19 protein-coding genes are annotated in these 19,028 nt (G+C 71.0%); 6 read left to right on the top strand and 13 right to left on the bottom strand.

Annotation, left to right across the window (positions count from 1 at the left end; genetic code table 11):
• Positions 1–137: 137 nt before the first annotated feature.
• The 7 genes from FCN18_RS16175 to FCN18_RS16145 are packed head-to-tail and all read right to left on the bottom strand — an operon-like array spanning position 138 to position 6,480.
• Positions 138–530 carry a metal-sulfur cluster assembly factor gene (locus FCN18_RS16175; protein ID WP_110339409.1) on the bottom strand — a complete coding sequence of 131 codons (393 nt, stop codon included), beginning with the start codon at positions 528–530 and terminating at the stop codon, positions 138–140.
• Positions 527–973, bottom strand: coding sequence for a Fe-S cluster assembly sulfur transfer protein SufU (sufU, locus tag FCN18_RS16170; protein ID WP_112274388.1), 447 nt, complete (start codon positions 971–973; stop codon positions 527–529). Before sufU ends, FCN18_RS16175 begins: the two co-directional genes overlap by 4 nt.
• A complete protein-coding gene (locus FCN18_RS16165; protein WP_113643059.1) occupies positions 974–2,260 on the bottom strand; it encodes a cysteine desulfurase in 1,287 nt (428 codons plus the stop codon). It abuts the gene before it with no gap.
• A gap of 40 nt (positions 2,261–2,300) precedes the next feature.
• The gene (sufC, locus tag FCN18_RS16160; RefSeq protein WP_112274392.1) at positions 2,301–3,071 is read right to left on the bottom strand and encodes a Fe-S cluster assembly ATPase SufC; all 771 of its coding nucleotides are present in this window, start codon (positions 3,069–3,071) and stop codon (positions 2,301–2,303) included.
• Positions 3,072–3,105: 34 nt separating this feature from the next.
• Positions 3,106–4,281: a Fe-S cluster assembly protein SufD gene (sufD, locus tag FCN18_RS16155; RefSeq protein ID WP_112274394.1), complete on the bottom strand. Its 1,176-nt coding sequence runs from the start codon at positions 4,279–4,281 to the stop codon at positions 3,106–3,108.
• A 1-nt stretch (position 4,282) separates the two neighbouring features.
• Positions 4,283–5,731, bottom strand: coding sequence for a Fe-S cluster assembly protein SufB (gene sufB, locus FCN18_RS16150; RefSeq protein WP_112274396.1), 1,449 nt, complete (start codon positions 5,729–5,731; stop codon positions 4,283–4,285).
• Positions 5,728–6,480, bottom strand: coding sequence for a helix-turn-helix transcriptional regulator (locus tag FCN18_RS16145; RefSeq protein ID WP_206077917.1), 753 nt, complete (start codon positions 6,478–6,480; stop codon positions 5,728–5,730). The genes sufB and FCN18_RS16145 overlap by 4 nt, the downstream gene beginning before the upstream one ends.
• Before the next feature lie 102 nt (positions 6,481–6,582).
• Here FCN18_RS16145 and mptB point away from each other — a divergent pair, with 102 nt between their 5' ends.
• The 5 genes from mptB to FCN18_RS16120 all read left to right on the top strand — a co-directional run bounded on the left by mptB (position 6,583) and on the right by FCN18_RS16120 (position 12,226).
• Positions 6,583–8,241 (top strand): polyprenol phosphomannose-dependent alpha 1,6 mannosyltransferase MptB, encoded by a 1,659-nt coding sequence (gene mptB, locus FCN18_RS16140; protein ID WP_137095608.1) that lies wholly within the window; start codon positions 6,583–6,585, stop codon positions 8,239–8,241.
• Positions 8,242–8,265: 24 nt separating this feature from the next.
• Positions 8,266–9,189: an ABC transporter ATP-binding protein gene (locus FCN18_RS16135; protein ID WP_112274398.1), complete on the top strand. Its 924-nt coding sequence runs from the start codon at positions 8,266–8,268 to the stop codon at positions 9,187–9,189.
• A gap of 68 nt (positions 9,190–9,257) precedes the next feature.
• Entirely contained in the window at positions 9,258–9,983 is a 726-nt protein-coding gene (locus tag FCN18_RS16130; protein ID WP_137095607.1) for an ABC transporter permease, read from the top strand.
• Between the two features lie 172 nt (positions 9,984–10,155).
• The gene (locus FCN18_RS16125) at positions 10,156–11,130 is read left to right on the top strand and encodes a COX15/CtaA family protein (RefSeq protein WP_113643062.1); all 975 of its coding nucleotides are present in this window, start codon (positions 10,156–10,158) and stop codon (positions 11,128–11,130) included.
• Positions 11,131–11,284: 154 nt separating this feature from the next.
• Positions 11,285–12,226, top strand: coding sequence for an acyl-CoA desaturase (locus FCN18_RS16120; protein ID WP_113643063.1), 942 nt, complete (start codon positions 11,285–11,287; stop codon positions 12,224–12,226).
• 61 nt (positions 12,227–12,287) lie between these two features.
• Here the strand turns inward: FCN18_RS16120 and FCN18_RS16115 are convergent, their stop codons facing one another.
• From FCN18_RS16115 to FCN18_RS16090, 6 genes are all read right to left on the bottom strand, one after another.
• Positions 12,288–13,256 (bottom strand): DUF6528 family protein, encoded by a 969-nt coding sequence (locus tag FCN18_RS16115; RefSeq protein WP_137095502.1) that lies wholly within the window; start codon positions 13,254–13,256, stop codon positions 12,288–12,290.
• 65 nt (positions 13,257–13,321) lie between these two features.
• The gene (locus FCN18_RS16110) at positions 13,322–14,197 is read right to left on the bottom strand and encodes an ATP-grasp domain-containing protein (protein ID WP_112274406.1); all 876 of its coding nucleotides are present in this window, start codon (positions 14,195–14,197) and stop codon (positions 13,322–13,324) included.
• Positions 14,194–14,523 (bottom strand): hypothetical protein, encoded by a 330-nt coding sequence (locus FCN18_RS16105; protein ID WP_112274408.1) that lies wholly within the window; start codon positions 14,521–14,523, stop codon positions 14,194–14,196. The genes FCN18_RS16110 and FCN18_RS16105 overlap by 4 nt, the downstream gene beginning before the upstream one ends.
• Positions 14,516–16,069, bottom strand: a complete 1,554-nt coding sequence (locus tag FCN18_RS39095) for a bifunctional phosphatase PAP2/O-acyltransferase family protein (RefSeq protein WP_158303121.1) — start codon at positions 16,067–16,069, stop codon at positions 14,516–14,518. The genes FCN18_RS16105 and FCN18_RS39095 overlap by 8 nt, the downstream gene beginning before the upstream one ends.
• Before the next feature lie 45 nt (positions 16,070–16,114).
• On the bottom strand, positions 16,115–16,795 hold the full coding sequence (locus FCN18_RS16095) for a DUF3159 domain-containing protein (protein ID WP_112274411.1): 681 nt from the start codon (positions 16,793–16,795) through the stop codon (positions 16,115–16,117).
• Between the two features lie 38 nt (positions 16,796–16,833).
• Positions 16,834–17,817 (bottom strand): DMT family transporter, encoded by a 984-nt coding sequence (locus tag FCN18_RS16090; RefSeq protein ID WP_112274413.1) that lies wholly within the window; start codon positions 17,815–17,817, stop codon positions 16,834–16,836.
• A 167-nt stretch (positions 17,818–17,984) separates the two neighbouring features.
• On the opposite strand from FCN18_RS16090, the gene FCN18_RS16085 reads away from it, so the two are divergent.
• Positions 17,985–18,956 (top strand): quinone oxidoreductase family protein, encoded by a 972-nt coding sequence (locus FCN18_RS16085; RefSeq protein ID WP_137095501.1) that lies wholly within the window; start codon positions 17,985–17,987, stop codon positions 18,954–18,956.
• The last annotated feature ends 72 nt before the right edge of the window (positions 18,957–19,028 follow it).

Below are 19,028 nucleotides of genomic sequence, written 5' to 3'. Positions count from 1 at the left end.
CCGGCTCGCGAGTCCCCCGCTCCAGCTCGCGAGTCCCCCGCTCCAGCTCGCGAGTTGCCCGCTCGGGCGGTCCCGAACGCGGAACTCGCGGTCCCGAGCGCGGAACTCGCGGTCAGGAGCGGGGGACTCGCGGTCGGTCAGACCGTGAAGCCCAGGGCTCGCAGTTGCTCGCGGCCGTCCTCGGTGATCTTCTCCGGGCCCCACGGCGGCATCCAGACCCAGTTGATCCGGAAGTCCTTCACCAGGCTGGGACCGGTGAGCACGGACGCGGTCTGGTCCTCGATCACGTCGGTCAGCGGGCACGCCGCGGAGGTCAGCGTCATGTCGATGGTGGCCGTGTTGTCCGGCTCCACGCGGATGTCGTAGACGAGGCCCAGGTCGACGACGTTGATGCCGAGCTCGGGGTCGACCACGTCGCGCATGGCCTCCTCGATGTCCTCGATCCTGGCCACCTCGGCGGCAGAAGGCTGGGTCTGCTCCGGCAGATCCGCAGCGGTCCGGCCCTCGCGGTGTTCGGGCGTCTCGGTCATGCTTCCACCTCGTTCGACGTCCGGGCCAGTGCGTCCTTGAACGCCATCCAGCCGAGCAACGCGCACTTCACTCTCGCAGGGTACTTCGCGACACCGGCGAACGCGACGCCGTCCTCGAGCACGTCCTCGTCCGGCTCGACACTGCCACGCCCCTGCATCAGTTCGACGAAAGCGTCCATCGTGGACAGAGCCTCGTCGATCGTGTGGCCGGTGACCAGATCGGTGAGCACCGACGTCGACGCCTGGCTGATGGAACAGCCCTGCCCCTCGTAGGAGACGTCGGCGACCTTGCCGTCGGTCACCTTGAGCCGCAACGTCACCTCGTCGCCGCAGGTCGGGTTGACCTGGAACGACTCGGCGTCGTACGGCTCCCGCAGGCCGCGGCCGTGCGGGTTCTTGTAGTGGTCCAGGATGATCTCCTGGTACATGCCCTCAAGGTTCACTTACGCCACCCCGAAGAAACGCTGCGCCTCACGGACACCGTTCACCAGGGCATCCACTTCGGACAGTTCGTTGTAGAGGTAGAACGTGGCGCGGACCGTGGCGGGGATGCCGCACGAGCGGTGTAGCGGCCACGCGCAGTGGTGCCCCACCCGCACCGCGATGCCCAGGCTGTCGAGCACCTGGCCGGCGTCGTGCGGGTGCACGCCGTCGACCACGAACGCCACCGTCGCGCCCCGGTCCACCGTGTCCGGTGGGCCGATGATCCGCACGCCGGGGATCTCCTTGAGCCCGTTCAGCGCCCGCTCGACGAGCTGGTGCTCGTGCGCGGCGACCCGGTCCATGCCGATCGCGTTCAGGTAGTCGACCGCCGCGCCGAGCCCCACCGCCTGAGAGGTCATCGGCACGCCCGCCTCGAACTTCTGCGGCGGCGGCGCGAACGTGGAGCCCTCCATGCGCACCAGCTCGATCATCGACCCGCCCGTGAGGAACGGCGGCATCGCCTCGAGCAGCTCCCGGCGCCCGTAGAGCACGCCGATGCCCGACGGCGCCAGCATCTTGTGCCCGGAGAACACCGCGAAGTCGACGTCCAGCTCTCGGAAGTTCACCGGGAAGTGCGGCACGGACTGGCAGGCGTCCAGCAGCACCAGCGCACCGACCTCGCGGGCCTTGCGCACCAGCGCGTCCACCGGGTTGACCGTGCCGAGCACATTGGACTGATGCGCGAAGGCGACGACCTTCGTGCGCTCGGTGATCAGCTCGTCGATGCCCGAGAGGTCGAGCCTGCCCTCCGCCGTGACGGGGAACCAGCGCAACGTCGCCCCGGTGCGCTGGCACAGCTGCTGCCACGGCACGAGGTTCGCGTGGTGCTCCATCTCGGTGACCACGATCTCGTCACCCGGACCGACGACGAACCGTTCGGCCCCGTCATCCGCCGTCGCGGCGTTGCTCATCGCGTAGGCGACCAGATTGATGCCCTCGGTGGCGTTCTTGGTGAACACGAGCTCGCCCGGCGTCGCGCCGACGAAGTCGGCGATCTTCGCGCGGGCGCCCTCGTAGGCGTCGGTCGCCTCCTCCGCGAGCTGGTGCGCGCCACGGTGAACGGCGGCGTTGCACGTCTCCAGGAACCGCCGCTCCGCGTCGAGCACCTGCACCGGCCGCTGCGACGTGGCCCCGGAGTCCAGGTACACCAACGGTTTCCCGTCACGAACCGTGCGGGACAGGATCGGGAAGTCGGCGCGCACGGCGGCGACGTCCAAAGGCGTGGTGTTGGCCGTGGTGGTGGTCATCGCGCCAACTCCTCTCTGGGGCCAGTCGGGAACGTGAGGATCACACCTTGGCGGGCTCGGCCTTGCCGATGTACTTCACGTAGCCGCTCTCCTCCAGCGCGTCGGCGAGCTCCTTGCCGCCCGACTCGACGATCCGGCCACCGGCGAACACGTGCACGAAGTCCGGGTGGATGTGCTTGAGGATCCGGGTGTAGTGAGTGATCAGCATGACGCCGACCTCGTTGTTGGCCTTGTACTCGTTGACCGCGTCGGACACCACGCGCAGCGCGTCGACGTCGAGGCCGGAGTCGGTCTCGTCGAGGATGGCGATCTTCGGCTTGAGCAGCGCCAGCTGCAGGATCTCGTGACGCTTCTTCTCACCGCCGGAAAAGCCCTCGTTGACGCTGCGCTCGGCGAACTCGGAAGAGATGTCGAGCTTGCCCATCTCCTCCTTGACCTCCTTGACCCAGTGCCGCAGCTTCGGGGCCTCGCCGCGCACCGCGGTCGCGGCGGAGCGGAGGAAGTTCGACATCGAGACGCCGGGCACCTCCACCGGGTACTGCATCGCAAGAAAGAGGCCGGCGCGGGCGCGCTCGTCGACGCTCATGTCGAGCACGTTCTCGCCGTCCAGCAGCACCTCGCCGGAGGTCACCTCGTACTTCGGGTGGCCGGCGATCGCGTACGACAGGGTCGACTTGCCGGAACCGTTCGGGCCCATGATCGCGTGGGTCTCGCCCGAGCGGATCGTCAGGTTGACGCCCTTGAGGATCTCCTTGTTGCCCTCGTCGGTCACGACCTCGGCGTGCAGATCCTTGATCTCCAGTGAGCTCATGCTTCTCGTTTTCTCTCGTCAGTTCGGGGGTGGGTCAAGCGCCGACGGCCTGCAGCTCGGCCTCGATCGCGGCCTCGAGGCGCTCGCGCACCTCGGGAACGTCGATCTTCATCAGGATCTCGTGGAAGAACCCGCGCACGACCAGCCTGCGCGCCTGCTCCTCCGCGATGCCCCGCGACTGCAGGTAGAACAACTGCTCGTCGTCGAACCTTCCCGTCGCGCTCGCGTGACCGGCACCGGCGATCTCGCCGGTCTCGATCTCCAGGTTCGGCACCGAGTCGGCGCGCGCGCCCTGGGTGAGCACCAGGTTGCGGTTCAGCTCGAACGTCTCTGTGCCCTCGGCGGCCGCGCGGATGAGCACGTCGCCGATCCACACGGTGTGTGCGTCGTCGCCCTGCAGTGCGCCCTTGTAGAGCACGTTCGACTTGCAGTGCGGCACCGCGTGGTCCACGAAGAGCCGGTGCTCCTGGTGCTGGCCCGCGTCGGCGAAGTGCAAGCCGAGCATCTCGACGTCGCCGCCGGGACCCGCGAACGTGGCCGTGGGGCTCACGCGCACCAGGTCGCCGCCCAGCGTCACCACGACGTGCTTGAGCCGCGCGTCCCGGCCGAGCCGCAGGTGCTGCTCGGAGACGTGCACCGCGTCGTCGGCCCAGTCCTGCACGCTCAGCACGGTGAGCTGCGCACCGTCGCCGATCACGAACTCCACGTTGTCGGCGTAGGTGCCGGAGCCGACGTGGTCGAGCACGATCGTGGCCTGCGCGAACGCCTCCGCCCGCACCTGGACGTGGCCGTAGGCGGTCTTGCCATCGCCGGGACCGGTCAGCCGGATCAGGCTCGGCTTGGAGGCCACCGTCTCCTTCGGCACCGTCACGAGCGTGGCGGACTCGAACTCCGAGTACGCCTGCGCCGCGATGCGGTCGCTGGGCACGCCTGCCTCGCCGAGGCGCTCGTCGTCGCGGGCGACGGTCTCGACGCGCACCTCGGGGGCGGCGTCGGCGTCGACCTTGACCTCGCCGGTGGCGGCCGCGGAGCCGTCGTGCAGGCCCCGCAGCCGCTTCATCGGCGTGAAGCGCCAGTTCTCCTCGCGGCCGCCGGGGACCTCGAATGCCTCGACGTCGTAGGAGGCGAACCGCTCGGCACGGGAGGCGGCCGGGACGGTCGCAGCCTCCACCGCCTCGGCCGTGCGCGCCGCGTCGTTCGTCACCGTCATGTCAGCCGACGGCTCCTTCCATCTGCAGTTCGATCAGGCGGTTCAGCTCGAGCGCGTACTCCATCGGGAGCTCCCTGGCGATCGGCTCGACGAACCCGCGCACGACCATCGCCATCGCCTCGTCCTCGGACAGGCCGCGCGACATGAGGTAGAACAGCTGGTCCTCGCTCACCTTGGACACCGTGGCCTCGTGGCCCATCGACACCTCGTCGTTGCGGATGTCGACGTAGGGGTAGGTGTCCGAGCGCGAGATGGTGTCCACCAGCAGCGCGTCGCAGACCACGCTGGAGCGCGAGTGGTGCGCCCGCTTGGCGACCTTGACCAGACCCCGGTAGGAGGTGCGGCCACCGCCGCGCGCCACCGACTTCGACACGATCGTCGAGGACGTGTGCGGCGCGAGGTGCTCCATCTTGGCGCCCGCGTCCTGGTGCTGGCCCTCACCGGCGAACGCGACCGAGAGCACCTCGCCCTTCGCGTGCTCGCCCATCAGGAACACCGACGGGTACTTCATGGTCACCTTGGAGCCGATGTTCCCGTCGATCCACTCCATCGTCGCGCCCTCTTCGCACTTGGCGCGCTTGGTGACCAGGTTGTAGACGTTGTTCGACCAGTTCTGGATCGTCGTGTAGCGGCAGCGGCCGCCCTTCTTCACGATGATCTCGACCACCGCGGAGTGCAGCGAGTCGGACTGGTAGATCGGCGCGGTGCAGCCCTCGACGTAGTGCACGTAGGCACCCTCGTCGACGATGATCAGGGTCCGCTCGAACTGGCCCATGTTCTCGGTGTTGATCCGGAAGTAGGCCTGCAGCGGGATGTCCACGTGCACGCCCGGCGGCACGTAGATGAAGGAGCCACCCGACCACACGGCGGTGTTCAGCGCGGAGAACTTGTTGTCACCGGCCGGGATGACCGAGCCGAAGTACTCCTTGAACAGCTCCGGGTGCTCGCGCAGCGCGGTGTCGGTGTCGAGGAACTGCACGCCCTGCTTCTCGAGGTCCTCGCGAATCTGGTGGTAGACCACCTCGGACTCGTACTGTGCCGCGACACCGGCGATGAGGCGCTGCTTCTCCGCCTCCGGGATACCGAGCTTGTCGTACGTGTTCTTGATGTCCTCCGGCAGCTCGTCCCAGCTGGTGGCCTGCTTCTCCGTGGAGCGAACGAAGTACTTGATGTTGTCGAAGTCGATCCCCGACAGGTCCGCGCCCCAGTTGGGCATGGGCTTGCGCTCGAAGAGCTTCAGAGCCTTCAGGCGTGTCTCGCGCATCCACTCCGGCTCGGACTTCTTCTCGGAGATGTCGGTGACGACCTCCTCGTTGAGCCCGCGTCGGGCGCTCGCGCCCGCGGTGTCCGGGTCCGCCCAGCCGAACGCGTACTTGCCGAGAGACTCGATGGTCTCTTCCTGGCTCAGCGGCGTGGTGGTGGGATTGCGCTGCTCGGCAGCGGCAGTCATGCGGTGGTCCCTCCATTCGGAGATCGTGCTTCGTCACCCGGCTTGTCGGCGGGCACGTGCGTGGTGCACGCGGCGTCGCCGCGTGCGATCGTCGCCAGCCGCTGCACGTGCGTGCCGAGCAGCTTGGCGAATGCCTCCGTCTCGGCCTCGCACAGCTGCGGGAACTCGGCTGCGACGTGAGCGACGGGACAGTGGTGCTGGCAGAGCTGTTCGCCCGCGCCGACCTGCCGGGTCGACGCAGCGTAACCCTCCCTGGTCAACGCCGTTGCCAGGGCCTCCGCCCTGGACGCCGGCGCGGCCTCGCTGGTGACCGAGTCCCGGTACGGCTCGACGAGCGCCGCCACGCGGCTCTCGGCGAAGGCCCGTACCGCGTCGTCCCCCGCGTGCTCCGCGAGGAACCGGACCGCGGCGACCGCCAGGTCGTCGTAGGCATGCCCGAACCGCGCCCTGCCCTGCTCGGTCAGCAGGAAGAGCTTGGCCGGGCGACCCCGGCCCCTCGGCCCTCGCCGGGGGGCTTCCCTGGTCTCGGCCTCGGCGTCGGCCAGCAGCACGTCGAGGTGGCGACGCACCGCCGTCGGGCTGATGCCGAGCTGCTCGGCCACCGCCACCGCTGTCATCGGCCCCTGCTCAAGCAGCAGCCGGGCGACCTCGTTGCGGGTCCGGCCCTCGGCCGTCACCTGGACAGGAACACCGGTGGCAGCCGATGACTGGCCGTCATCGTGCTGGTCGAAGGTGTCCTGCTTTTTCACAACATAAGTGTGTCGTATTTCCCGGCGGGGAGCAAAGACCCGCGAAATCCGAGTGACCGGTCTCACGTCGAGGGGGCAGTCGATACGCTCTCGCTCGTGGCTCTGGGCAAAGGCGGTACGCAACAGCAGGCGGACGGCGACCTCGCGGTCGTCAGCGCCGCCGGCGCCGCGGCCCCTTCGCTCTCGCCGGTCCACCCCGGCGACCCGGAGCCGCTGAACGCCGAGGAGAACCGTGCGCTGCGGGTCGTCAACCGGCTCGGCATCGTCGGCGCGCTGTTCCTCGCGTTCGGCTCGCTCGGCGCGGGCGCCGCGCCGATCCTGAACCCGGTGCTGAACATCCCGGTGCTGCGGCTGTTCGCCCGCATCCCCACCGTGTCGCTGGCGATCGCCTTCACCGGCATGGGCATGATGGTCGCCGGCTGGCTGCTGCTCGGCCGCTTCGCCAGGCCGGGCAGGACGCGGCTCGCCAGCCCCGCGCAGCTGTACCGCACGCTCGCGATGTGGACGGTGCCGCTGCTGGTCATCCCGCCGCTGTTCTCCCGCGACGTCTACAGCTACCTCGCACAGAGCGCGATCGTCGACCGCGGCATGGATCCCTACGAACTCGGTCCCGCGCAGGCGCTCGGCGTGGCCGACCCGCTCACGGCGGGCGTGTCGAACATGTGGCGCGAGACGCCCGCGCCCTACGGCCCGCTGTTCCTCGACATCGGCAGCTGGATCTCCGGTGCGGTCGGCACCCACGTCGCCGTCGGCGTGCTGCTCATGCGCGGGCTCGCGCTCGTGGGGTTCGGCCTGATCGTGTGGGCGCTGCCCCGCCTCGCGCGGCGCTTCGGCGTGCAGCCGAGCACCGCGCTGTGGCTCGGCGCGGCCAACCCGCTCGTGCTGTTCCACCTGGTGGCCGGCGCGCACAACGAGGCGCTCGGCATCGGCCTGATGCTGGCCGGCCTCGAGCTGGGCATCCGCAGGCTGCCCATCCGCGTCTCCGGCGACAGTCCGCCACCGTTCGCGAAGGGCGAGCTCGCCTGCATCGTCCTCGGCGCCGTCGTGATCACCGCCGCCGCCATGGTCAAGATCCACGCGATCGTCGCGCTCGGGTTCTTCGGCGTGATGATCGCGAGACGCTGGTACGGCAGGATCACCGACCTGCTGTGGGCCGCGGCGCTGATGACCGTCGTGTGCGCCGCCGTGACGGCCGCGATCTGCTTCGGCACCGGGCTCGGCTTCGGCTGGGTCGGCGCGCTGGGCACGCCCGGCATGGTGTGGAACTGGATCTCGCCCGTGGCCGAGCTCGGCCAGCTGGGCGGCATCCTCGGCATCATGCTCGGCCTCGGCAACCACACCGCCGCCGTCATCGCGATCCTCGGCATCCTCGGCTACGTGGTTGCGGGGTCGATCACGGCCAAGTTCCTGTGGGACAGCTTCCGCTGGCGCTACCGCCCGATCATCGGCCTCGGCGTCTCGCTGGGCGCGTTCATGACCCTGCACGTCGCGATGCAGCCGTGGTGGCTGCTGTGGGCGGTCATCCCGCTCGCGGCCTCGGCCGGCACGTCCCGGTTCCGGGCGGCGGCCACGGCGGTGAGCGCCGTGCTGGCCATGGTGATCCCGCCGACCGGCAGCACGTTCGACGGACGCTCGTACATCGTCTCGCAGGCTTACGTCGCCGGCGGCATCGTGCTTCTCGGCGCGCTCGTGATCGTGTGGCGCAGCGCCCCGCTGCTGTTCTCCCGGCGGATGGGCGAGACGCGGCCCGAGGCCGTCTGAGGTCACGCCGTACCCTTTACATCTGTGAGTGCAGCCGTCGAGATCACCGGGCTGGTGAAGCGCTTCGGGGCGGTCACGGCGGTCGACGGACTCGATCTGAAGATGCCGAGGGCCGGCCTGCTCGCCCTGCTGGGCCCCAACGGCGCGGGCAAGACCACCACGGTCGAGATCTGTGAGGGCTTCCTGCGCCCCGACACCGGCACCGTGCGCGTGCTCGGCCTCGACCCCGCCCGCGACGGCGCCGCGCTGCGCCCCCGCATCGGCGTGATGCCGCAGGGCGGCGGCGCCTACCCGGGCGTGCGGGCCGAGGAGATGCTGAGGCTCGTCGCCGCGTGCGCGGCCACCCCGCTCGACCCCGCCTGGCTGCTCGACGTGCTCGGGCTCGCCTCCGCCCGGCGGACGCCGTTCAAGCGGCTCTCCGGCGGCCAGCAGCAGCGCCTCTCGCTCGCGTGCGCGCTGGTCGGCCGCCCCGAGCTGGTGTTTCTCGACGAGCCGACGGCGGGCATGGACCCGCAGGCGCGGCGGCTGGTGTGGGACCTGCTCGCCGCCCTGCGCGCCGACGGCGTGAGCGTGCTGCTCACCACCCACCTCATGGAGGAGGCGGAGACGCTCGCCGACGAGGTGGTGATCGTCGACGGCGGCCGCGTGATCGCGCAGGGCTCGCCGAGCGCGCTGACCGCAGAGCACGCCGAGGACGCCCAGCTGCGGTTCAAGGCGCGCCCCGGCCTCAACACCGACCTGCTCAGCGCCGCGCTGCCGGAGGGCTACCTGGTGCGCGAGTCCTCCCCCGGCGCCTACCGGGTGGCCGGGCTGGTCAACCCGCAGGTCGTGTCCACGGTCACCGCTTGGTGCGCGCAGCAGGGCGTGCTCGCCGAGGAGCTGCACGTCGGCAAGCGCGACCTGGAGGAGGTCTTCCTCGAGCTGACCGGACGGGAGCTGCGGACGTGACGGCGACAGGCACCCGGTTCGAGCCCGGCACGTTCACGCCCGCCCCCGGCGCGGGCCGTTACGGCCGGATGCTGCTTACCCACGCGCGGATCGAGACGAGCCTCACGCTGCGCCACGGCGAGCAGATCCTGCTCACGCTGCTCATCCCGCTGGCGCTGCTGGTGGGCCTGAGCCTGCTCGACTTCCTGCCAACCGGCGAGCTGGGCTCCCTGTCCCGGGTCGACTGGGTGACGCCGAGGATTCTCGCGCTGGCAGTGCTGTCGTCCGCGTTCACCGGCCAGGCCATCGCGCTCGGCTTCGACCGCCGCTACGGCGTGCTCAAGCGCCTCTCCGCCACCGCGCTGCCGCGCTGGCTGCTCGTGGCCGGGCGGCTCGTGGCCGCTCTGGTCGTGGTGTTGCTGCAGGTGGTGGTGCTCGGGATCGTCGCGGCACTGCTCCGCTGGTCGCCCTCAGGCGCGGGCATCGGTGCGGCGATCGTGCTGCTCGTGCTCGGCACGCTCGCCTTCGGCGCGCTCGGCGTGCTGCTCGGCGGGGCGCTGCGGGCGGAGGCGGTGCTGGCGCTGGCCAACATCGTGTGGTTCGTGCTGCTGCTCGCGGGCGGGATCCTGATGGCGCCGTCGTCGCTGCCCGGCGTGCTCGGCGACCTGGTGGCCCTGCTGCCCTCGGGCGCCCTCGCGGAGGGCCTGCGCGCGGCGCTCGTCGACGGCATGTTCGCCTGGGACGCCCTGGCCACGCTCGCCGTCTGGGCCGTCGCCGCCGGAGCCATCGCCACCCGCACCACGAAGCTCACGTAACTGCCCCAGAAGCCCACATAACGGCCCCCAAGGCCACCTTTGGTGCGTTGAACGCACCAAAGGTGGCCTTGGGGGCCGTCAGACGGAGGCGCTTCGCGCCGCTCTACTGGCCAGCCACTTCCCCACCACCACCCAAACGGAGGCGCTTCGCGCCGCTCTACTATCTATTGTCGTGCAACTGACTTCCCTCGTCGCCCGGCTGCCGTACCCCTCGAAGGCGGTGCAGCGGGCCCTCGCGATAGCCGCCATCATCACCCAGGGCGGCATCGGGGTCACCGGGTCGGTCGTGCGGGTCACCGGATCCGGACTCGGCTGCCCGACGTGGCCGCAGTGCTTCGAGGGCAGCATGTTCCCCGTCCAGCACCCCGAGTACGAGACACTCACGCAGTGGATCGAGTTCGGCAACCGCCTGCTGACCGGCGTGGTCGGCATCGTGGCCGCGCTCTGCGTGCTCGCGGCCTGGCGCATCCAGATCGACCACCCCGAGCGCAAGCGCCTCGTCAAGCTCGCCTGGACCATGCCCGGCGGGGTCGTGGCTCAGGCCGTCATCGGCGGCATGACCGTGCTCACGGGCCTGCTCTGGTGGACGGTCGCCATCCACTTCCTCGCCTCGGCGGTACTGGTGTGGCTCGCCACACTCCTCCTGCACGCCTTCAACGAGGGTGACGAGCGGCCGCGCTGGCGCGTCGCCGGGAGCGGCAGGGCACTGCTCGTGACGCTCGTCGTCTCCATGGCGGGCCTCCTCGCCGCCGGCACCACGGTCACCGGCGCGGGCCCGCACGGCGGCGACCCCGACACGCCGCGACTGCAGGCGCCCATCGAGACACTCACGTTCGTCCACGGCAGCCTGCTGGTGGTCTACCTGATCGTGCTGGCCGTGCTCGGCCTGCAGTGGCTGCGCACGGGCGCGCCGAAGCAGCTCTGGCGCCGCTACACCGTGGTCTGGGTGGTCGCGCTCGCCCAGGGCGCGCTCGGCAGCGTCCAGTACGCGCTGGGCGTACCGGAGGCGCTGGTCTCGTTCCACGTCCTCGGCTCGGCCGCCGTCATCGTGGCCACGGCGGCGCTGTGGTGCGCGGCCAGGGACCGCGGCCCGGTGACCAGCTTCTCCCCCGCCCCGGCCGAGGCGACCGCCGCGAGCTCCCGCTAACGCGCGCGTCCGCGGCCCGTCACACGGTCGTCATCCCGACGGCGCGTGTGTGATGGTCCACGCCGTTACGCTCTAGCGTGACCGGGTATTTGTCCGAATGATCGAATCCGCTCCCCACCACACCCTTTCATCCGATGCGAGGTCGCACCGAACCATGAGCACCGCAAGCGTGTCCGGAACCAAATCCGAACCGAAGCCGATCACCGGCGAAGAGCGCACCACCGGCCAGATGATCGTGCTGAAGGCATTCCTGCTGATTCCGTTCGTCGCTCTGGTCGCCGCGGTCCCCTTCGCGTGGGGCTGGGGGCTGAGCTGGGTCGACCTGGTGCTGGCGGCCGTGTTCTACACGGTCGCGACGCTCGGCGTCACCGTCGGCTACCACCGCTACTTCACCCACGGCGCGTTCAAGACCAACCGCGCGCTGCGCGTCGCGCTCGCCATCGCTGGGAGCATGGCCGTGCAGGGCTCGGTGATCTTCTGGGTCGCCAGCCACCGCAGGCACCACGCGTTCGCCGACCGCGAGGGCGACCCGCACTCGCCGTGGCTGTTCGGCTCGTCGCCGATGGCGCTGGCCCGGGGCTTCTGGCACGCCCACATGGGCTGGATGTTCAAGCGTGAGGTCACCAACTACGAGCGCTTCGCCCCTGACCTGCTGGCCGACAACGACCTGCGCGTGGTCAACCGCTACTTCTGGCTGTGGATCACGCTGAGCCTCGCGCTGCCCGCCGTGCTCGGTGGCCTGCTCACGTGGACGTGGTGGGGCGCCGTGACGGCGTTCTTCTGGGCCGGGCTCGTGCGCATCGCGTTCCTGCACCACGTGACCTGGTCGGTGAACTCGATCTGCCACATGTTCGGCGAGCGCCCCTTCATGAGCAGGGACAGGGCCGCCAACTTCTGGCCGCTCGCGATCCTGTCGATGGGCGAGTCGTGGCACAACTCCCACCACGCCGACCCGACCTGCGCCCGCCACGGCGTGCTGCGCGGCCAGATCGACGTGTCCGCCCGGCTCATCTGGATCTTCGAGAAGCTCGGCTGGGCCCACAACGTGCGCTGGCCCAAGCCCGAGCGCATCGCCGCCAAGCGCGTGGCCGCCTGATCACCCCGAGACGGCGACGGCCCGGTCCCCGCGAGAGGGGCCGGGCCGTTCGCTTTCCACCTCAGTCGTTCCACCAGCGGGCCTTGTAGATCCAGGCGCCGTGCAGCGTGAGGTCCCCGTGCGGCAGGTCGAGGTCCACGGTGTCACTGCACCACGTGCACAGGTGGCCCTCCTGCGGCGAGACCGTGAGCACCTGACCCGTCTGCGGGTTCGTGGTCACGCTCTTGACGTGCTCGTCGCTGATCGAGCGGGCGCCCCGGTAGTGCTTCGAGAACCGGCCCGTGCCCTTGTCGAACCGCAGCACCTCCGACTCCGTGGTGACCCACAGCTGGCGCGGCTCCCCCGGCACCGGCTGCAGGTCGTGACCGCCCTTGCTGGGCAGCTGGTAGACGCGCTCGGGGGTCAGCACCGGCTCGGCGGGCGTGCCGCCGACGCGCAGGGCCACCAGCTCGTGCGTGCCGAGCGCCCACAGGACCTCCGCCTGGTCGTCCCACACCGCGCCGTGCCCGCCGACGAGCGGGTACTCGGCGTAGTGCGTGGATCTCGGTCCCTGTGAGGCGGTGTAGACGCGCAGCCAGCCGCCCGTGCTCGCGGCCACGGCGACGTTGCCGTCCGGCAGCAGCTCGATGCTGTGCGGGTTGTTCGACCCGCCCACGTCGGCCGCCCAGTAGGCGCCGGTGCCCTCGGGGTAGGGCACCACCGCGGCGAACCCGCCGGACGCGGTCGTCATCAGGTACCGCCGGCCGTCGCGTTCGGTGAGCTTCGCCTCGTCGGGGTTGGTCCACGCCGAGACCAGGTCACCGAGGCCGCCCGCGGCGCTGGGCGCCCAGGACCAGGTGAACTCCCGCGCATTCCACGCGTCCTGGTCGGCGGGCAGCACCAGGATCCGCCGCGACGCCTGCTCGGTCAGAACGATCGAGCCGATGGAGCCCGCGTCCCGTCCTCCCTCGGCGGCCGTGGCGGGTAGCGGCGCCGCCACGGTCAGAGCGGCGAGCAGCGGGGCCAGCCATGCTTTCCGGAGTCTTCGCATGATCGACAGCCAAGCGTGGCCGGCTGACCGTGCGGTGACGTCCAGCTGAAGATCTTTCGCGAAGTTCAGCGGCGCAGGTCGCGGCGCACCGCGGACGCGAACCGCACGGCGGCGCCCGGCCCCGCCTGGCCGAAGCCGAGGCTCGGCTCGGCCAGCTCCACCTCCAGCACCGCCGGCGTGCCGTCGTCGGTGCGCACCAGGTCGATCCGCGCGTACAGCAGCCCGGACCGTCCTGCGCCGAACCACCCGGCCACGGCGTCGAGCACATCCTCCGCCAGCGCCCGGTAGGCGGCCTCGGGCTGCGTGACGCCGAGCTTCTCGGTCACGAACAGTCCGGACTCGTCCACCGCCGCGCCCGTCAGCATCGCGCCCTTGGTGAAGGCGTGCGAGTACGCGCCGCCGAAGAACACGAGCGCCGTCTCGCCCTCGGAGTCCACGGTTCGCTGGTACGGCTGCACCAGCACCGACCGGCCATCGGCGTGCAGCGAGCGCAGGTGAGTCTCGGCCTGCTCCCGTTCATCCGCGGCGAACCGGGCGGCGCCCCGCGAGCCGGCGCCGACGGAGGGCTTCACCACGAACTCCGTCTCCGGCCACTCCGGCTCGGCGCCGGGCGCGACGAGCCGGGTCGGCACGATCGGGATCCCGGCGTTCTCGAGATCGAGCAGGTAGGCCTTGTCGGTGTTCCACCGCACCACGTCGACGTCGTTGCGCAGCGAAGGGACCGACGCGCACCAGTCGAGAAAGGCGTCCCGCCGCGCGGAGTAGTCCCAGGTCGCGCGCAGGATCACCAGGTCGGCGTCGGTGAAGTCCTCGTCCGGGTCGTCCCACACGGCCCACCGGGTGCCGACCCCGACCTCGGCGAGCGCCTGCTGGGCGCCCGCCTCGTCGCCGTCGCCCTCGGGCAGGCCCGCGCAGCCGACGAGGATCGCTCGCGCCCTCACCGCCGGAGGAACGAGACCGCCATCCGCCGCCGGTGCGCCGGACCGATCACCGTGGCGTTGACCGTCTCGGCGTCCCACGTGGCGGCCTGGAGGTCCTCGACGGCCTCCACCAGCGCCTCGCCGGTCTCCGGGCTGGGCACGACCACGTCGCCGAGCGCGCCGTCCGCGCCGACGAGCACGACCCGGGCTCCCACCCTGCCGATGCGCTCGACCACGGCCTTCGACGGCTTGCCGTGCGCCGCGACGAACGCGCGGGCCGCGGCCAGCTGGCGGCCCGTGGGGGCCGCGGGTGCCTCGGTCTTCTCGGTGCTCTCGGTGTCAGCCACGCCGTGAGTCTAGGCGGAGCCCGGGCAGCTCCGCGCGGATCTTGGCGCCGAAGCGGTCGATGTCACCGTCCGCCGCGAGCGCCCCCACGGTCAGCACGCCGCCGCGGTCGAGGGCCACCGCCGAGACGCCGTCGGCGGGCAGCGGCACCGGAACCACCGCCGTGACCGGCAGCTCGCCGAAACGCGGCTGGCCCGCCGGACCTGTCAGCACCGGTACCGTGCGCCCCAGCACGCTCGACAGGGCCTCCGGGCGCGTCTCTGGGTCGAGGCACAGCGCGGTGAAGGCCCGGCCGCTGGGAGGCGGCGGCGCCGACGTGGGCCTCCGCTCGCGCGATCCGGGCACGGGCGTGCCGCCGAGCAGATCGAACGCCAGCTCCACGGCACCGGCCTCGTCGGCGAGCGCGGGATGCACGAGCGTCACCACGGCGGCGACGTCGTCGGCCACCCCGGTCACCACCGCCACGCGCCACAGCGGCCGGTCGCCGGGCAGCGGCTCGGCGGCCAGGTCCGCGACGAGGCGGTGCAGCGCGGCCGTGCCACCCGGCCGGGACAGGTCGAACACGGGCACGTGCCACGCCCAGTCCAGCCGCGGATGCTCCAGCCAGCGCGGTCGCCGGCGGCCGGGGCGCGGCGGGCGCTGCCGCAGGCGGGGCCGGTCGGCCAGCCGCGCCCCGACCAGTGCCTTCACCTGCTCCGGCCCCGGCTGGGAGCCGCGCGAGGTGTCGAGCAGCGCCAGCGCGCCGCACGCCCCGTTCGCGGTGGCCAGCAACCGTGCCTCCCCGGGCGTGAGGCGGTCCGCTTGTCGTCTGCCCACGCCGGTGAGCGCGACGCCGAGCCACACCACCACGGCGCCGCCCACGGCGTCGAGCCAGTAGTGGTTGCCGGTCGCCACGATCACCACGAAAGTCACCAGCACGTGCACCGCGCTGACGACCTGCACGAGCCAGCCGCCCGCGATGCGAGCCAGCACCACCGACACCCACAGCGCCCAGCCGATGTGCAGCGACGGCATCGCGGCCAGCTGGTTCGCGTTGTCCACCATCGGCGAGCCCCACGAACCCCACGTGCGGCCGAGCCGGACGGTGTCGACGAACCCGGCGTCGGGCAGCATCCTCGGCGGCGCCACCGGGAAGATCCAGAACACCCCGAGCGCGAGCAGGTTCATCCACAGGAACGAGTTGCGCACCCAGCGGTAGTGCTCCGGACGCCGCGCGAACACCCACACGAGCAGGATCAGCGTGGTGATGATGTATGTGTAGGCGTACTCGTAGTTGGCGGCGACGCGCAGCCAGCCCTGGTCGGCGAGCCAGAGGTTGACGGGCAGCTCGAAGTCCAGTGCGAAGAACCGCTCCAGCGCGAGGATCGCCTCGCCGTTGGCCTGCGCCCGCTCGAGGTTGGCGGGCAGCGGCAGGAACTTGATGAGCAGGTAGACGCCGAACAGCCCGAGACCGAGCAGGAGTTCCGTCCACCACCGGGCTCGCCGCGTCGAGCCGGCGGCCCTACCGTCCGTCAGCCCCGTACTGCCGGTCGAACCCGCAGTGAGCACAATTCCGTATATCACGCCCGGCCAGGGGCGCGCGCGGGCCGAAGGTCACGCGACGGCGGGTTTCGCTCCGAGTCTCAGAGTGACTCCGGGCAGCTTGCGCAGAGCGCGCCAGCCGTGGCCCGCGCAGACCGCGATGGTGAGCGCCGTGAGCAGGCCGCTGAGCACGCCGCGGGAGAACAGCCCGGCCTCGACGCTCCAGTGCAGGAACCCGAGGGTCATCGCCGCGTCGATGAGCCGCGACCCGCCCCACAGCAGGGCGACGTTGATGAAGACGCGGCGGACGGCCTTGTTGGCGAAGACCTCGGCGGGCAGGTGCACGAAGTCCTTCGCGAGTCGTTCCGTGATGGGTTTGCCGAGGGCCGCGCTACCGACGAAGAGCAGGAACATGAGCACCGAGCCGACCGCGGGCTGCAGGACGTAGACCACGGCACTCGACGTGACGAGCGCGAAGGCCGCCTTGCCCGCGAGCATCCCGGTGCAGAGCAGGAGCGTGCGCGGCATCTCCTTGCCGAGGGCACGCCGGGTGCCGAGCACGAAGGCGCACCAGCCGAGCACCGCGCACAGGCCGGCCACCAGGCCGACGTAGTGCAGCAGCAGCATGAGCAGCACCGTGGGGATGACCGCGGTCTCGAGCGCGATGACCAGCGCTCTGCCGACGGTGCTCCGCAAATGCGGGATCTCGATGACCAGATGATGTCGCTCCGGGTGCGACGATCTATGGTGCACGGGCTACGCCTCCAGGGGGTCCTGGCTCACTCCGGCGCTCACTCCTGCGGGCAGGTGTCGGAACCGTGATTAGGTGCCCGCGTGGCGGCCGTTCTTGAGACTTTACCCCGTGCGGGGTAAATCCCGCGTGTCGTCGTGCGCGAGGTCTCCTCCCGAACGGTCGGCGAGTGCGCGAGCCCGATCACCCCGATGATCAGCAACAACGCGGCTCCGGCCGTCGCGGCGAGGGCGGCGGGAGCGGTCGAGAGATGTGCGTGGAAGGCGAGCAGACCCAGCGCGTAGCTCGCGCCCGGATTGACGATGGACATGATCGCGATCGCCTCGGGCAACGATCCGGAGCCGTAGGCCTGCTGCCCGAGCAGCAGCCCGCACAGGGTCGACGCGGCGAGCACGTAGCCGGGCCAGTCGAGTGCGGTGGCGAGCACGCCCTCGGCGATCAGACTGTCGGCGGTGAGCTTCATCATCGCGGCGCTGATCGCGTAGCAGATCCCGGCCGACGCGGCGATCAGCCCACCGTAGAACAGGGGTCCGCCGCGCTGGGCGAGCTGCACCAGCGTCACGACGGTCGCCGCGGCGATGAGCACGGCGATGAGGAGCCGGTCGCGGTTCGGCGTGCCCTCCAGCGGCGCGGCGCCCTCGACCGTCAGGATGAGCGCGACGCCGCCGCTGACGGCGAGCGCGGCCAGCCAGTCCCTCAGCGGGGGCCACTTGCGGATCGCCGCCGACGCCATCGGCAGCGCGAACAGCAGCTGGGTCACCAGCAGCGGCTGGACGAGGGCGATGGAGCCGAGGTGGAGCGCGATGGCCTGGCAGAAGAAGCCGAGGAGGTTGGTGGCCCAGCCGATGAGCCAGAGGCGCTGCCGCAGCAGCCTGCGCACGAGCCACACCACGGGAATCTGGTGCCTGCTGGCGCGGTGTTCGGTGTCGCTGTCCGCGGCCCGCAGGACCGCGCGCCGCTGCAACGCGGCCGACGCGGCGAAGAAGAACGCCGCGCCGAAGCCGAGGAAGACAGGCGCTAACACATCTATTACCAGCACTCCGCGCCGGGAAAGGATTCCGGCTGTATCGGTGAAATGCCCCCGTTGTGGTGGTTCACGCAGACTACACCGGACCCCGTGCGGAGGCGTCTACCAGGCGTGAAGGATTCTTCAACGGCGAACACGATCGTGCTCGAGAAACGGAGATTGGCATGCCCACGGCGATTCGAATCCAGCAGACCGGCGGTCCAGAGGTGCTGGAGGTCGCCGATGTCGAGATCGGCCCGCCCGGGCCGAGAGAGGTCGTCGTCGATGTCGCCGCCGCGGGGGTGAACTACATCGACACCTACCAGCGCAGCGGGATCTACCCGATGACGCTGCCCTACACGCCGGGACTGGAGGGCGCGGGCACCGTGTCGGCGGTGGGTGCGGAGGTCACCGAGGTCACGATGGGTGACCGCGTCGCGTGGCAGGGTCATCCCGGCGGATACGCCCAGCAGGCGCTGGTGCCCGCGGGGATCGTGGTCCGCGTGCCGGACGCCGTGTCCGCCGAGACGGCCGCGGCCACGATGCTGCAGGGCATCACGGCGCACTACCTGCTGAACTCGACCCATCCGGTGACCGAGGGCGAGACGGTACTGGTCCACGCTGCCGCGGGCGGGGTGGGGCTACTGCTGGTCCAGCTCGCGAAGGCGAAGGGCGCGCGGGTGATCGGCACGGTGTCCACGGAGGAGAAGGAGCGGCTCGCGCGCGAGGCCGGCGCCGACGAGGTGATCCGCTACACCGAGGAGGACTTCGCCGAGGCGGCGAGGCGGCTCACCGGTGGCGAGGGCGTGGACGTGGTCTACGACGGAGTCGGCGCGTCGACCTACGAGGGCAGCCTCAAGAGCCTCCGCAGGCGCGGCCTGCTGGCGCTGTTCGGCGCCGCGAGCGGGCCGGTGCCGCCGATCGACCCGCAGCGGCTCAACGCGGGCGGCTCCCTGTTCCTCACGCGGCCGAAGACCGACGACCACGTGGTCACTCGGGAGGAGCTGGAGTGGCGCACCCGCGAGCTGTTCGACGCCGTCGCGGAGGGATCGCTCGGCATCCGCATCGGGGCGAGGTACCCGCTCGCGCAGGCCCGCCAGGCCCACGAGGACCTCCAGGGCCGCCGCACCACGGGCAAGGTGCTGCTACTCCCCTAGCCGATTCCGCAGTGAAGGCCACCATGCCTGCGCCCACCCGTCTCCCACCACCACCCAAACGGAGACGCTGCG

Origin of the sequence: Prauserella endophytica (assembly GCF_005146945.1) — a bacterium.
Classification (GTDB): Bacteria; Actinomycetota; Actinomycetes; order Mycobacteriales; family Pseudonocardiaceae; genus Prauserella_A; species Prauserella_A endophytica.
This window is presented reverse-complemented; position numbering and strand designations above follow the sequence as displayed.

Bases quoted from the DNA above. Each gene is read 5' to 3' on its own strand.
- FCN18_RS16175 (WP_110339409.1), bottom strand. From the start codon at position 530: ATGACCGAGACGCCCGAACACCGCGAGGGCCGGACCGCTGCGGATCTG.
- FCN18_RS16165 (WP_113643059.1), bottom strand. From the start codon at position 2,260: ATGACCACCACCACGGCCAACACCACGCCTTTGGACGTCGCCGCCGTG.
- sufC (WP_112274392.1), bottom strand. From the start codon at position 3,071: ATGAGCTCACTGGAGATCAAGGATCTGCACGCCGAGGTCGTGACCGAC.
- sufD (WP_112274394.1), bottom strand. From the start codon at position 4,281: ATGACGGTGACGAACGACGCGGCGCGCACGGCCGAGGCGGTGGAGGCT.
- sufB (WP_112274396.1), bottom strand. From the start codon at position 5,731: ATGACTGCCGCTGCCGAGCAGCGCAATCCCACCACCACGCCGCTGAGC.
- FCN18_RS16130 (WP_137095607.1), top strand. From the start codon at position 9,258: ATGCTGCTTACCCACGCGCGGATCGAGACGAGCCTCACGCTGCGCCAC.
- FCN18_RS16120 (WP_113643063.1), top strand. From the start codon at position 11,285: ATGAGCACCGCAAGCGTGTCCGGAACCAAATCCGAACCGAAGCCGATC.
- FCN18_RS16115 (WP_137095502.1), bottom strand. From the start codon at position 13,256: ATGCGAAGACTCCGGAAAGCATGGCTGGCCCCGCTGCTCGCCGCTCTG.
- FCN18_RS16085 (WP_137095501.1), top strand. From the start codon at position 17,985: ATGCCCACGGCGATTCGAATCCAGCAGACCGGCGGTCCAGAGGTGCTG.